At 48.5% G+C, this 15602-nt stretch carries 5 protein-coding genes and 1 CRISPR repeat array; of the genes, 4 read left to right on the forward strand and 1 reads right to left on the reverse strand.

All coding sequences use genetic code 11. The features are described from left to right. Window positions 1-227: 227 nt before the first annotated feature. The 4 genes from csy1 to cas6f are packed head-to-tail and all read left to right on the forward strand — an operon-like array spanning window position 228 to window position 4122. Window positions 228-1583 carry a type I-F CRISPR-associated protein Csy1 gene (gene csy1 / locus ACOJUN_RS21330; RefSeq protein WP_422133887.1) on the forward strand — a complete coding sequence of 452 codons (1356 nt, stop codon included), beginning with the start codon at window positions 228-230 and terminating at the stop codon, window positions 1581-1583. Next, the gene (gene csy2, locus ACOJUN_RS21335; protein WP_422133888.1) at window positions 1580-2515 is read left to right on the forward strand and encodes a type I-F CRISPR-associated protein Csy2; all 936 of its coding nucleotides are present in this window, start codon (window positions 1580-1582) and stop codon (window positions 2513-2515) included. The genes csy1 and csy2 overlap by 4 nt, the downstream gene beginning before the upstream one ends. An 18-nt stretch (window positions 2516-2533) precedes the next feature. Then, window positions 2534-3553 carry a type I-F CRISPR-associated protein Csy3 gene (csy3, locus tag ACOJUN_RS21340; RefSeq protein ID WP_422133889.1) on the forward strand — a complete coding sequence of 340 codons (1020 nt, stop codon included), beginning with the start codon at window positions 2534-2536 and terminating at the stop codon, window positions 3551-3553. Window positions 3554-3555: 2 nt separating this feature from the next. Beyond that, complete coding sequence (gene cas6f, locus ACOJUN_RS21345; protein WP_422133890.1) at window positions 3556-4122, forward strand: type I-F CRISPR-associated endoribonuclease Cas6/Csy4; 567 nt, start codon at window positions 3556-3558, stop codon at window positions 4120-4122. Between the two features lie 124 nt (window positions 4123-4246). Beyond that, a CRISPR array of direct repeats spans window positions 4247-14494; the repeat unit is 28 nt; unit sequence TTTCTAAGCTGCCTGCACGGCAGTGAAC. A gap of 266 nt (window positions 14495-14760) precedes the next feature. Here cas6f and ACOJUN_RS21350 read toward each other — a convergent pair. After that, window positions 14761-15507, reverse strand: a complete 747-nt coding sequence (locus tag ACOJUN_RS21350; protein WP_422133891.1) for a hypothetical protein — start codon at window positions 15505-15507, stop codon at window positions 14761-14763. Window positions 15508-15602: the final 95 nt, after the last annotated feature.

The raw sequence follows: 15602 nt of genomic DNA on the forward strand, positions 1-15602 counted from the left end.
TTTTGGTGTCTGCCTGTTCGGCAGTAATTTACGCATGGAGAACCACGCTTGCATTTTATTAGCTGCCTGCTCGGCAGAAGGGCAGAGTCTACCACAACTTTAAAAAGTCATAGTTTATTAATTACACAGATAAACACACCTGCATGGCTTTGAGAATCACGCTTACATGGTTGATTTATTCTGTTATACTACCCACTCTATTGAACTGATAGAGGTGTAAAGAAGCTATGGACTCAATCACACGTGATGACATTATCCAGGCCATTGATCAGCATCGTAACGAACATTATCAGAGCAAACTGGAGCCAGAACAGAAGAAACTGGAAAAGGCAGAGCCTGGCAGTGACCAAGCGAAAAAGATTAGGGAGAAAATAACAAATATCACAAATCGCTATGACAGAGACAACTGGATGGCAACGCTTGCGAATAAATATACCGAGCAAATCAAGTTCGGCACCCATCTTTCCAAAGGTGTACACCCCGATTCCAAGGGAGATAACATAAACTTCAGGCCATCCTCACTCCCGCCTCCAGGGATTGTTGGCACGCAGCTCTTATCATCCTCAGCTTTAGATGCCAACGGTAACGCTGCTGCTTTACCATTAGTTGCTTTTTTTAACATCCCTGTAAAGGATGACCTTCTTCGAGATCTGATCCTTGAAAACCACCTTGGACTGGAGAAAATTTTTGCTGCCGACACGTCACTTTCCGCTCAATATCAACAAAAATTTTACTCCTCACTCGCTGCGCAAACAGATTCGCCCAAAACTTCAGGCCTCAACAAGCAGCTGCTTTGGCCACGAGCGAATGCCATCGCCGAAGACAGCTATCTCTGTCTGGTGCCGCTGCACCCCTCGACAATGACTTACAGCGTTGCAAGCAAGATAAACAATAAACGGTTTAGCGAAGCGAACAAAAACGCCCGGGACAATCGCAAAAAAAAGAGTGTTGAGCAAAAGGCCTATGTTTCCGTTATGTCTCTGGCAGCGCTTAAAATAGGGGGCTCCAACCCACAGAACATTAGCTCACTGACCAGTAAACAGCGTGGTATTAACCTGCTACTTGAATCCTTGCCACCCACCTACTCCCGACAGAAAGACTTCTCCGTTGGCAAACGACAAGAAAGCTTCTTTAACAGAAATCTGGCTTATCACTGTTACGAAGGTCTGCAGATACTGTATGCAGTGATCGAAGCTCCCAGCAGTATCATGGATATTCGTGAACAGCGAAAAGAAGCTCTCAATCTTATTCTTGGCCAGATTTTACAAATAGCGGCCTATATACAACAAAACTTTCTTGCAGGGTGGAGTGAAAACTACCGGCTAAAAATGCCGCACAAACTCTGGCTCGACCCTTTGCGAGCAGATCAGGAAGACCAGGACACTTTCAAAGAACAGAGAGAAAGAGGCGAATGGGTAAAGACCGTAATGCAGGATTTCGCACTCTGGTTGAACAATTTGCTGCAGGCAAGATTCAAAAAACAAGCCACTGACTTTGACGATGTGGAATTCAGAGAATGGCAGCGAGAAATGGAAGCAGCCATCAAAGCGAGCCAGCGTCATGATGCGGGGATATTCTCATGAGTGATATTGATTACTACCTGCATATTGCCCAAATCAAGGTACAGGCTGCCAATGCCATCTCTGGCCCGCTCAGTTATGGCTTTCCAGCTTTAACAGGTTTTTTAGGTGCTGTTCACGCTCTGGAACGTAAAATTACGTTTCCTGTCAACCTGACTTTTGATGGAGTATTGATAGCCAGTCATGAGTGCAGGGTAAGACGTTATCGTCCCAATGCTTTCAGCGATTACACATTCAATCAAAGCCGTAACCCAATCAAAAAAAACGGTACAACGCCAGCCATAGTTGAAGAAGGCAAGGTTGATATGACTATCAGCCTGGTTATACCTATACGCTGTGAAGATTTCGATGACCAGGACTGGCTCAATGACAATGAACAAGAGTTTTGTCACTGGATCAACCAAGCAATGCAACAACAAAGAATGACTGGGGGAAGTGTATTTGGCATCAAAACAGTTGAGCTGATATCGGCAGAAAATCTGGATCAGCTAAAGGCTCGTCTGGCACCAGCCTTTATTCTTATGGATGCCCGTCAGGAGCTGATAGAGATTACCGAGCAGCTGCAGCAGCAATCACCGGATGCAACCGCTCTGGATGCTCTACTCGAAACAGCAATACTGCATCACGTACCCGAACAGCTGCCCGCAAAGGATAAAGACAAAGAACAACCCGTACAGTGGAAGACGACCAGCGTAAAACATGGCCGTGGCTGGCTGGTGCCGATTCCGGTCGGTTACCAGTCAATCTCACCGGTTTATGAACCGGCATCTATGCAACATAGCCGGGCTCCCCACTACCCAAGCCAATATGTCGAAACACTCTACAGCCTTGGTCGCTGGATTTTCCCTTACAGCCTCAACTCACTGGACAACGCCTTCTGGCGAATGAACACCGGTGAAAACGGCTTGTACCTGATTGCGCAAAATGTCGACTGATATCAAAGGAGTTATGTAATGACTAAACTAGCAACAGCCTCAGTTCTCGCTTTCGAACGCAACCTGGATATCTCCGACGCGGTATTCAGTCAATTCAATAGTCAGCTGGAACATCCTCAGGAGACCGTAATTGCCGTTCGTACCAAGTCAATTCGAGGCACAATCTCCAACCGCCTGAAAAACAAGGATGCCAGCGACCCGGCCAAACTGGACGCAAAAATTCAGGTACCTAACCTGCAAACTGTCGATGTCGCCATGTTGAATAGTGACAATGACACTCTCAAGATCAATTTTTCATGCAAGGTGATACCTTTTGATGGCACTCCCAGTGTCTGTAATAACCAGCACTATCAGGCCAAGGTGAAATCCATTGTTGCTCATTATATCCATGAGCATGGTGTAGAAGAACTGGCAAGACGTTATGCAACTAATATACTCAACGCCCGCTGGCTGTGGCGAAACCGTCTTGGCAGTGAGTCTGTTTCAGTCACTGTGCGCTGTAAAATAGATGGCACAGAGAAACGCGTCACCATCGGCAGTGCCCGCCAGCTGAGTTTGCAAACTTTTGATCACAAGTCCAATGAAATCGCCACCGTCGCTAAATGGATAGCTTCGGGATTACGTGATGAGCATTTTATTCTTCTCAATGTTGAAGCTCATGCCTGCCTGGGCTTTGGTCAGGAGGTTTACCCTTCACAGGAGCTGGTACTGGATACAGGAAAGACAAAAAGCAAGGAACTTTATATCGTGAATGAAACCACTTGCCAGACAGGCATGCACTCTCAAAAAATCGGTAATGCAATCCGTACTATTGATACCTGGTACAGTGACGATGCCATGATGCCTATCGCCGTCGAACCTTATGGTTCGGTAACAACTCTGGGTGAAGCCTTTCGGCAACCAAAGGAAAAAAAAGATTTCTATAGCCTGTTTGATAACTGGGTACTCAAGGACAAAAAGCCCTCTGTAGAGCAACAGCACTATGTGATGGCTATCCTGATCCGTGGTGGTGTCTTCGGTGAATCCGGTAAGGAGTAATTATGGACAGCTACTGTGAGCTTAAAGCACTGCCCAACCCTGAGATAATCCAGTCCGCTGTGGTTTCGGCAATTATTCAGGCACTGCACAAGCTATTACCGACCTATGAGGGTCGTATAGGCCTGAGTTTCCCCGCCTACAGACAGCAGCCTACACTGGGCGGTACTATTCGTATTCTGGGAAAAAAAGCGGATATTGATGACTTGCATTCAACTCTGGTAGGTCATGCTGTTATCAAGGATTATGCCTTGCTGAAACCGGTCAGTACGATACCTGGGAGTGTCACTGAACATAGTTGCTATCATCGCCGTCAACCCAAGGGTAACAGCAGATTGCGAAGGCAAAAAAAGCGTCATCTTGAGCGAGGGACCTGGACAGATGAGTTGGAGCAAGCTGTCCTTTCACAAATCTCAAAACCGCTTCAGTTACCTCATCTTGGACTGAAGAGCAGCAGTAACGGTCAGAATTTTCTGCTGTTTATAGAGCGCCATAGCAAAGCCAGCTCTGTAGTAGGACGGTTTAACAGCTACGGTCTGGCTATAGAAAAAGCCACTGTTCCTGAGTTTTAACACTGTTAGGGAGCCGCTAGTATCGGCGGCTCTCAAAAACCCTTTTTGTGATGAAATCCAGCATTTTATGAGCTGTCCGTGCGGCAGTGAACAAAGCAGCCAGGGTCAGGCGCTCATCTGAGAATTTCTAAGCTGCCTGTGCGGCAGTGTACACTGGCGAATGAACGTAAGAACCTGACAGACATTTCTAAGCTGCCTGCACGGCAGTGAACCCTGAATTCTGCACGGCCCACCTTCAGCACCGTTTCTAAGCTGCCTGCACGGCAGTGAACTGTAGCGTGATGATTTTACGGTATGCACCGTCCTTTCTAATCTGCCTGCACGGCAGTGAACGCTTTGAGCCACGTCAGGCTCTCCGCATTTGATTTCTAAGCTGCCTGCACGGCAGTGAACGAATTCACTGCGTCAATAGCCATTCGATTGACTTTCTAAGCTGTCTGCACGGCAGTGAACAGAAAGTTATGGAATCTATCAGTGATTCTCTCTTTCTAAGCTGCCTGCACGGCAGTGAACAAACTCGGCGGCATCATCAATAGAAACACACTTTTCTAAGCTGCCTGCACGGCAGTGAACTATTCAGTTTGAATCACCGGAGTATGGGGTCATTTCTAAGCTGCCTGCACGGCAGTGAACGTTAAGTTCAGCACGGAAGGTAGCCCCCGGCTTTTCTAAGCTGCCTGCACGGCAGTGAACGTCCCGTCGTTGTACTCAATCTCTCCAGAACCTTTCTAAGCTGCCTGCACGGCAGTGAACAATCTCCTTCGCCCCTTTTCCTTCATTTCTGATTTCTAAGCTGCCTGCACGGCAGTGAACAAGGCACGCATAACAACACGCAGCAGTCGGACTTTCTAAGCTGCCTGCACGACAGTGAACAAGGCTCTGATTGAGTATTCTGATTCTAGAACTTTCTAAGCTGCCTGCACGGCAGTGAACTAACAATCGTTGACTTCAGTGTTCCTGAAGACTTTCTAAGCTGTCTGCAAGGCAGTGAACCTGCTGTGCTGTGCTGACTATTCGTTTCAGTATTTCTAAGCTGCCTGCACGGCAGTGAACCCATCGCGCGCACCTTTTTATAATGCGTTTCATTTTCTAAGCTGCCTGCACGGCAGTGAACGCACCAGCTCAAAGCCGGTGCGCTCAGTGTACTTTCTAAGCTGCCTGCAAGGCAGTGAACCAGGGCAATGATGTGCCGGACGATGGCCACCCTTTCTAAGCTGCCTGCAAGGCAGTGAACTGTCCATTTCCTGTTTCATGTACTTCTGGCCCTTTCTAAGCTGCCTGCACGGCAGTGAACGCAGTCGTCGCCGCCGTCGCGGCACTGGTCCATTTCTAAGCTGCCTGCACGGCAGTGAACATGGCCCAGCGCGCGGGCAACATATTAATGATTTTCTAAGCTGCCTGCACGGCAGTGAACTTGCAGCGCTCATTCACGACGCTTCTACTGCTTTTCTAAGCTGCCTGCACGGCAGTGAACGCGCCCACCGTAAGGGAGTCGAATACATGTTTTTTCTAAGCTGCCTGCACGGCAGTGAACTCATCTGAGAATAGAACCAAGAAGTCCTGAAATTTCTAAGCTGCCTGCACGGCAGTGAACGATGCAAATTTAATGACACCACGAAATCGATCTTTCTAAGCTGCCTGCACGGCAGTGAACACAGACTCGACCCGATCACTGAATAGCACGGTTTTCTAAGCTGCCTGCACGGCAGTGAACGAAAAGGGGCAGGCCGGATAAATCCGCCAAATTTTCTAAGCTGCCTGCACGGCAGTGAACGCGGGCAGACATCGCGCTGGATTTTCTGCATCTTTCTAAGCTGCCTGCACGGCAGTGAACATCTAAGCCGATTCGGTACACCGTCGTCAATCTTTCTAAGCTGCCTGCACGGCAGTGAACACTGCTGAGCCTGTTTCAGAAGCTGCATTCTTTTTCTAAGCTGCCTGCACGGCAGTGAACAATATTTACGGTGATGTCATTTATGCTCTTGATTTCTAAGCTGCCTGCACGGCAGTGAACGAGACTTACACTCAGTCTGATCTCGAGGGCGATTTCTAAGCTGCCTGCACGGCAGTGAACATCAGCAAATATATCATATTGGGAATAATCACTTTCTAAGCTGCCTGCACGGCAGTGAACGTGAATATGAACACTGTGCTGTTTCCTCAACTTTTCTAAGCTGCCTGCACGGCAGTGAACTTTACTGAAATGGAGAGTTACGTCTCATTGATTTTCTAAGCTGCCTGCACGGCAGTGAACTGATGGATTTAACCGGCAAGCCGCCGCTTTCGTTTCTAAGCTGCCTGCACGGCAGTGAACTATTCGACTCTCTGGGGGCGACTCTGGGTACTTTTCTAAGCTGCCTGCACGGCAGTGAACCTATCCGGTGCAGGGGTGGGAAGCCTGCAAGCTTTCTAAGCTGCCTGCACGGCAGTGAACAACCACGCTTACATTTTCTAAGCTGCCTGTGCTTTCTAAGCTGCCTGCACGGCAGTGAACGCGTACTCCCTGAGCTGTTCTACTGTTGCGTATTTCTAAGCTGCCTGCACGGCAGTGAACCAGAAGTTACACCTGTGTTCTGGCCTTCATTGCTTTCTAAGCTGCCTGCACGGCAGTGAACTACACGAGGGAAACCAGGCTAAGCATTTGCAGTTTCTAAGCTGCCTGCACGGCAGTGAACGACTCCAAGGCCAGCTATATAATAAAGGTTACTTTTCTAAGCTGCCTGCACGGCAGTGAACGGAGAGCTGTATTACGCTGTTAACGAAGTTGATTTCTAAGCTGCCTGCACGGCAGTGAACTTTTAAGGGGTCCAGTTGAGGAATTAACATGATTTCTAAGCTGCCTGCACGGCAGTGAACTTGAGTAGCGCGGGCCTGCAGTTCTTCTGCCATTTCTAAGCTGCCTGCACGGCAGTGAACAAAGAGGTGGCGTTCCCGGACCCGATGCCGCATTTCTAAGCTGCCTGCACGGCAGTGAACAAAATCTCAGACGACGCCTGTGCGCTCTGGCTTTTCTAAGCTGCCTGCACGGCAGTGAACTGTAAGGCGACAGCTAATAGCAGTATCGAACCTTTCTAAGCTGCCTGCACGGCAGTGAACGCAGCGGGGGGGACGCTAACCCTTGGAAATCATTTCTAAGCTGCCTGTACGGCAGTGAACAAAGGATCAGGGCATGGGGGCCGGTTTCGAGTTTTCTAAGCTGCCTGCACGGCAGTGAACCTCCATACCCTGTGGCGTCACTACGGAGATAATTTCTAAGCTGCCTGCACGGCAGTGAACTCAAGTAGACGTATGTTAAACAGGGGTATTCATTTTCTAAGCTGCCTGCACGGCAGTGAACAAGGCGTGCAATCACGCTATGAGTCTCAGTATTTTCTAAGCTGCCTGCACGGCAGTGAACCCCCGGCCACCGTCCTGCGCTGGTTACGGCAATTTCTAAGCTGCCTGCACGGCAGTGAACTTTGAAGTTCAGGCCATTCTGGACACAGTGACTTTCTAAGCTGCCTGCACGGCAGTGAACATTTCTACGATCCCAAATCCAAGAATTATATTTTTCTAAGCTGCCTGCACGGCAGTGAACTTCCATCTGTTTTTGTTGCACCTTCTTCATCGTTTCTAAGCTGCCTGCACGGCAGTGAACGCTGATCGTGTCTTTGATTCCCTGATGTCTCATTTCTAAGCTGCCTGCACGGCAGTGAACGTTTATACCCCAGTCTCCGGTGAACAAATACTTTTCTAAGCTGCCTGCACGGCAGTGAACGATAAGACAAGTCTTTAGTCGCATAGGTCACATTTCTAAGCTGCCTGCACGGCAGTGAACTATTCAGCAAAAGAAAAACCCGCATCAAAGCATTTCTAAGCTGCCTGCACGGCAGTGAACGTAGATAACCGGGTTGTGTGTCCTGATTGTGGTTTTCTAAGCTGCCTGCACGGCAGTGAACGTCAGTAAGCCAGAGTCTACAAGTTTCTTACGTTTCAAAGCTGCCTGCACGGCAGTGAACGAATATCGCGCCGGGCACTTCTGAGTGTTTACTTTCTAAGCTGCCTGCACGGCAGTGAACTGAACGGGCAAGACGTTGTTCTACGGATTTACTTTCTAAGCTGCCTGCACGGCAGTGAACGCTTGCGAACGTATTCGAGCGCGTTGTTATATTTTCTAAGCTGCCTGCACGGCAGTGAACAAATATATTCACGGCAAAACGCCTTCTGTTTTTTTCTAAGCTGCCTGCACGGCAGTGAACCGCAAGGATACCCAAGGGCTGAACCGTTATGTTTTCTAAGCTGCCTGCACGGCAGTGAACAAGTCCGGTAAGCGTGGCTCTTTTTCTCCTTGGTTTCTAAGCTGCCTGCACGGCAGTGAACAGTAGTTCCATTAGCTGGTAACTTGTAAAAGATTTCTAAGCTGCCTGCACGGCAGTGAACGTTCCGCTACAGTAACAGTGACTTCTACAGATTTTCTAAGCTGCCTGCACGGCAGTGAACTTTAATGTGGTTATGTCTGATGTTCTCGGCTTTTTCTAAGCTGCCTGCACGGCAGTGAACTTATAAAAATTGAAGAGATAAGAACTCAGGAGTTTCTAAGCTGCCTGCACGGCAGTGAACATTTTAATCATAACCGGAGTCCAGTTTTTAATTTTCTAAGCTGCCTGCACGGCAGTGAACTCAAAAAAAGGGAAACTCGAAAGCCTCCCTATTTTCTAAGCTGCCTGCACGGCAGTGAACTATCATCTTTTAATTTAAAGCGATAAGTCAGGTTTCTAAGCTGACTGCACGGCAGTGAACGTACACCCAAAAAACGCAAAGAGGCGTTCACCTTTCTAAGCTGCCTGCACGGCAGTGAACGAGCAGCTTCAGAACTACTTATGCAACCGGTTTTTCTAAGCTGCCTGCACGGCAGTGAACGCTTCCGCTGATCGGGCCGCATTGTCCTGTACTTTCTAAGCTGCCTGCACGGCAGTGAACTTTCTGTTAATTTGAAAGCATGTTTTTTTTGATTTCTAAGCTGCCTGCACGGCAGTGAACTCAAGATCTTTATCTAACTTCTCGGCTTCATTGTTTCTAAGCTGCCTGCACGGCAGTGAACAGCAGCCTCTTCAAAATTCTTTTTTGATTGCTTATCTAAGCTGCCTGCACGGCAGTGAACTCGATCCCTCAGCACCACCTTTAACTGTTACATTTCTAAGCTGCCTGCACGGCAGTGAACTGGTCCAGATACATTGATACCTGCGGGTCTGTTTTCTAAGCTGCCTGCACGGCAGTGAACAAGCGGCCTGTCTGGGAGTTCTGAACATGATCTTTCTAAGCTGCCTGCACGGCAGTGAACGCCACCCTTCCATCCCATACAGCAGCTTCGAATTTCTAAGCTGCCTGCACGGCAGTGAACTTCATACTTAGACCCTCTCACAATGCCTCACATTTCTAAGCTGCCTGCACGGCAGTGAACTACAGACAGAATCAAGATTCCTTTCATTGGCTTTTCTAAGCTGCCTGCACGGCAGTGAACCAGACAATTTCGTCTATCAGCAGTGCGTAAAATTTCTAAGCTGCCTGCAGAGCAGTGAACTCTTCGCTGCAGCGTATCGCACCTCTTTTTTTTTCTAAGCTGCCTGCACGGCAGTGAACCAGGCAGCGCCAGCACCGCAACAGGTACAACATTTCTAAGCTGCCTGCACGGCAGTGAACCTCTGGCTGAGGCTGTAGGCGTTAAAAGCGAATTTCTAAGCTGCCTGCACGGCAGTGAACAATCGGCCATAGTCCTGCACCATCATGGAGGTTTTCTAAGCTGCCTGCACGGCAGTGAACGAACTCTTGGAAACTGAAGCTGCGGTGTCTGATTTCTAAGCTGCCTGCACGGCAGTGAACGCCACGATAATAAAGTTCTAACACCTCATCATTTTCTAAGCTGCCTGCACGGCAGTGAACACATTATGTTGGATTCTGCGCTAAATTAGATTTTTCTAAGCTGCCTGCACGGCAGTGAACCCTTACGCTCGGCAATCTTCCCTGCACAAACATTTCTAAGCTGCCTGCACGGCAGTGAACTCTTCGAACGATGCCCGACGCCATGCTCGTCATTTCTAAGCTGCCTGCACGGCAGTGAACTGTAAGTACAGACATGGATTCACCGGCACACTTTTCTAAGCTGCCTGCACGGCAGTGAACGGGCGAACCTGCCGCCGCTACAACTTTATTTTTTTCTAAGCTGCCTGCACGGCAGTGAACGTGATCTGACTTCTCAGTCTATCGATCTCATGTTTCTAAGCTGCCTGCACGGCAGTGAACAAACGTCGCCCGGTTCCCAGTTCCGAATGATTTTTCTAAGCTGCCTGCACGGCAGTGAACGGAGATACCCGAACATGTCTGGCGTTTTGCCGTTTTCTAAGCTGCCTGCACGGCAGTGAACATGAGTCCCAACCTTTTGAACCATCAAACTGGTTTCTAAGCTGCCTGCACGGCAGTGAACCTGTTCACCATGAAACGAGCCCTCCCTGGGGATTTCTAAGCTGCCTGCACGGCAGTGAACGTCTGGCTGAGTACTGGTGAAGGTCATCCGATGTTTCTAAGCTGCCTGCACGGCAGTGAACGGACTCGGATCGGCTTCTTTCGGTCCTACTCATTTCTAAGCTGCCTGCACGGCAGTGAACAACACACGACAATCACGAAGATTCCTCTGAACTTTCTAAGCTGCCTGCACGGCAGTGAACTCCTTGTGGTTTTCTTTTGCAACCGTGGTAGCTTTCTAAGCTGCCTGCACGGCAGTGAACATATTCAACCATAAGCATAACCATTCTTCGAAGTTTCTAAGCTGCCTGCACGGCAGTGAACAAACAAGAAGGTCAGGTACTTATCCGACAAGGATTTCTAAGCTGCCTGCACGGCAGTGAACGTGATGACAGCCCCAATGCACGCCGTCGTCCATTTCTAAGCTGCCTGCACGGCAGTGAACGGCGTATTCAACAATAGCGCCCGGATCGGGTATTTCTAAGCTGCCTGCACGGCAGTGAACTTGTTTTCGCAACGTCTCTGCCAGCTCTGCCATTTCTAAGCTGCCTGCACGGCAGTGAACTTCATCCTGAAGGATGCAATCGAAAGGAAGGCTTTCTAAGCTGCCTGCACGGCAGTGAACTTCAGACACCCAATCTGATAAAAGTCCTGAAATTTCTAAGCTGCCTGCACGGCAGTGAACTGTGCCCTTTGAAAGTTGGGAAGGCTTTATCATTTTCTAAGCTGCCTGCACGGCAGTGAACAAAATCAACTACATAAGAACGCTTTTTAGTCGTTTCTAAGCTGCCTGCACGGCAGTGAACGGTGCCATCGCCTGCCCAGAGTCGATTTCTCCTTTCTAAGCTGCCTGCACGGCAGTGAACTATGGCTGGCTGGTGGCCTAAACAGCCTTAGATTTCTAAGCTGCCTGCACGGCAGTGAACGATGGTGATAACTTCGGTGATGCAATGGATCATTTCTAAGCTGCCTGCACGGCAGTGAACCACATATCATACTGAGCACCGGTCTTTTTACTTTTCTAAGCTGCCTGCACGGCAGTGAACAACAGGATAGACCTTGCCCTTGATGCCTTCGATTTCTAAGCTGCCTGCACGGCAGTGAACTTCACCTTGGGTCAGGGCAGAGGCGGAAATCATTTCTAAGCTGCCTGCACGGCAGTGAACGTCGAGAAATTCAGGAAGTTGTTCGTCAGGATTTTCTAAGCTGCCTGCACGGCAGTGAACTTGGGTTCGGTTCGTTCTCTCGAGGTTCGCTATTTTCTAAGCTGCCTGCACGGCAGTGAACAATGTCGTATAGAGCTTTCCGAACTGGTTTTTTTTCTAAGCTGCCTGCACGGCAGTGAACTGTACGACAAAAAATTTAAAGGCCGGATCAAATTTCTAAGCTGCCTGCACGGCAGTGAACTTTGATTACTGGGGCTTCTGCCCCTTTTTATTTTTTCTAAGCTGCCTGCACGGCAGTGAACTCTTGTTGCTGCATGCACCTTACATTGCATGTTTTCTAAGCTGCCTGCACGGCAGTGAACCACAAGTATAAGTGTCTGTATTTAATATTTTGTTTCTAAGCTGCCTGCACGGCAGTGAACATTCACCTTGGGTCAGGGCAGAGGCGGAAATCATTTCTAAGCTGCCTGCACGGCAGTGAACCCTCGACTCTGCAGACTCTAATGGCCTATCGCTTTCTAAGCTGCCTGCACGGCAGTGAACATCAGGACAGGGAACGTCAAGGTTCGTACTGATGTTTCTAAGCTGCCTGCACGGCAGTGAACAAACCAGAAAAGATCTTGCCAGTGGGATGCAATTTCTAAGCTGCCTGCACGGCAGTGAACGTGCCGTTTGAAAGTTGGGAAGGGTTTGTTATTTTCTAAGCTGCCTGCACGGCAGTGAACGTTCAAACTACTTCTTCTGTTGATTCTTCAACTTTTCTAAGCTGCCTGCACGGCAGTGAACCAGTAACACGAGAAACTGAAACAACAGTTACGTTTCTAAGCTGCCTGCACGGCAGTGAACATTCGAGCCGCCACTCTTAACCGACATTTCAATTTCTAAGCTGCCTGCACGGCAGTGAACCAAAAACTTCATCATAAATCGGTGCTGTGTGCTTTCTAAGCTGCCTGCACGGCAGTGAACCTTAACCGACATTTCAAGGAAAAAATATGTTCTTTCTAAGCTGCCTGCACGGCAGTGAACAACCATAGACAAAATTTCAGAAGCAGGCATCTTTTCTAAGCTGCCTGCACGGCAGTGAACTTTTAACCGCAACGGCTCGCAAGCAATAAACATTTCTAAGCTGCCTGCACGGCAGTGAACGGCCGCAGGGATAGAGGAAGACGAGCCATGATTTTCTAAGCTGCCTGCACGGCAGTGAACAAGTGCTCGCTCTTTGCGGCGAACCTTCAAAATTTCTAAGCTGCCTGCACGGCAGTGAACGAGTCAGTAACCAGAGCTACTCATCTCGTAGATTTCTAAGCTGCCTGCACGGCAGTGAACGCTCAAAAGCAAATTGTCGATTTTTTGGAGAATTTCTAAGCTGCCTGCACGGCAGTGAACTAAAAGAAGAAACCTAGATAAAACCAACATTTTTTTCTAAGCTGCCTGCACGGCAGTGAACAGTAGCTGTATATGTGATTTACCCTTGAGCGTTTTCTAAGCTGCCTGCACGGCAGTGAACTTCTGTAAATTGTGGAAGTGCAGAAGGTGAAATTTCTAAGCTGCCTGCACGGCAGTGAACCTTTTTCACCGTGGGATTTGTTGCGTGTCTCTTTTCTAAGCTGCCTGCACGGCAGTGAACTGTGGGTGATGGCATTTCTATACCTGTGAAGTTTTCTAAGCTGCCTGCACGGCAGTGAACAACAATGAGGAAGCTGTGGCTCTTCACGATCATTTCTAAGCTGCCTGCACGGCAGTGAACAGCGCCCTTGAGTCTTTCTCCTGACATATCAATTTCTAAGCTGCCTGCACGGCAGTGAACGAGGCTCTTTTTCTTGATCCTGAAGTCGATATTTTCTAAGCTGCCTGCACGGCAGTGAACTGCCCGAACTCGCTAGACTGACTGATAAGTCATTTCTAAGCTGCCTGCACGGCAGTGAACTCTTCAGCATTCCCGAGTCGCCTCTCTTTGTTTTTCTAAGCTGCCTGCACGGCAGTGAACAGTGGCCGCAAGTATTGTTGAGCGATCATACTTTTCTAAGCTGCCTGCACGGCAGTGAACGCACAAATTAACGACCTGACAGGGGCAACCAATTTTCTAAGCTGCCTGCACGGCAGTGAACTGGGGCGTTTGACTTGGCGAGGTAGGCTTTCATTTCTAAGCTGCCTGCACGGCAGTGAACGACCCTACTGGAGCTTTGTCTGATTCCGAGTATTTCTAAGCTGCCTGCACGGCAGTGAACTTTCACAAGCTTCGTTAAGATTGCAAGTTTCATTTCTAAGCTGCCTGCACGGCAGTGAACGCATTGGGTGAACTGTCTTTCTCTGTCTCTGATTTCTAAGCTGCCTGCACGGCAGTGAACTTGTGGCATTAGCCGACCTTGATGATTGCAACTTTCTAAGCTGCCTGCACGGCAGTGAACGGATACACGGTCAGGAAAGGACACTCTATGTCTTTCTAAGCTGCCTGCACGGCAGTGAACAAGCGCCACGCCTGCATTCTATATTCCCCTTTTTTCTAAGCTGCCTGCACGGCAGTGAACGCCTACCTCAATCCCTCTTTCTCAGGATCAACTTTCTAAGCTGCCTGCACGGCAGTGAACAGAAGCTGAACAATGTGACCTGACCCTGAGCTTTTCTAAGCTGCCTGCACGGCAGTGAACCAACGTTTTCAAGGCTACACGATAACCGGGCATTTCTAAGCTGCCTGCACGGCAGTGAACCAGAGTATAAAGCATCAAACCACTTATATAACAGCAACTTAGGAATAAATATCAAATTCACCCCAATTTTTTGAGCCATTTATAACCATATGATTTTTAACATCTTTTTAAAGAGCGAATATTTTTGGTCAAAATCAGGAAAATGTCACTCTGTTGCAAACACCTAAAAAAGTCAAACCAGCAAAGTCGGTGGCGCAAATCTAATCCAACTATGCTCCCTAACCATCTGGCAGCCGAAGCGCATCGCGATAGATGACGATAGGCTTTTACTCATAGTAAGAAGCTTCCCGACTGTACCAGGACTGAGGGCGCCCGACGGGCTGATTGAAATCCGGGAATGGCAGTAGCTTGCCATTGGGACCTTTGGTCATTTTATAATCCTGCCATCGATCATCAATGTACAATTCATCACCGGCACGTATAAATTTTAATTGAGCATAGACCGCTATGGGCAGAGGCTTAACTCCCGCTGTGTATGCAACACCCGAGGTAAAACCTGTCAGCTCAAAGCCGTTTTTCAGCCAGTCGACATTGCCTGTAAGGGCATGGGACTCCACCACGGCAGGATCACTGTGGGACAGTACACTGCTTTCAAAATGCCATTGATGTTCGGCATCTATTCTTAATACGTAGCGAATCGCCAGATAGCGGTGCTCACGAAACTTTTTCTTGCGCTGATCATGTTTATTAATTTCGTAAAACGTATTCCTGATGGCTTCAATCGTATCAAAAGCGATGCCATCCGCCATTCGATAAGGATTACCAATAAGCACCTCACCCTTAGAGATGGTCAGTGTTTCCGGCTCATTTTCGACAGGTTTATTTTTATACTCCTTGTCAATAATGATACGGAACTGCCTGGCATGCATCGGCTCATACCGCCCAAGTACTGATTGCAGTTTTTGGAAGCCTGCATCCAGGCTTTCAATAGACGGGACAGGTTCGGCTGCATAGAGAGGCCAAATGACGATTGTGACCAATGAGAATACGCCAGTGATCGCCAATTTTCTCATCGCACCATTTATCGCACTATATATCGCACTGTTTATTGCACTATTCATCGCACTACTTGACTTGAGACTCTGTTTGTAAGCTAGTTCATACAGCA

Source organism: Endozoicomonas sp. ALD040 (genome assembly GCF_049275945.1).
GTDB lineage: Bacteria > Pseudomonadota > Gammaproteobacteria > Pseudomonadales > Endozoicomonadaceae > Endozoicomonas_A.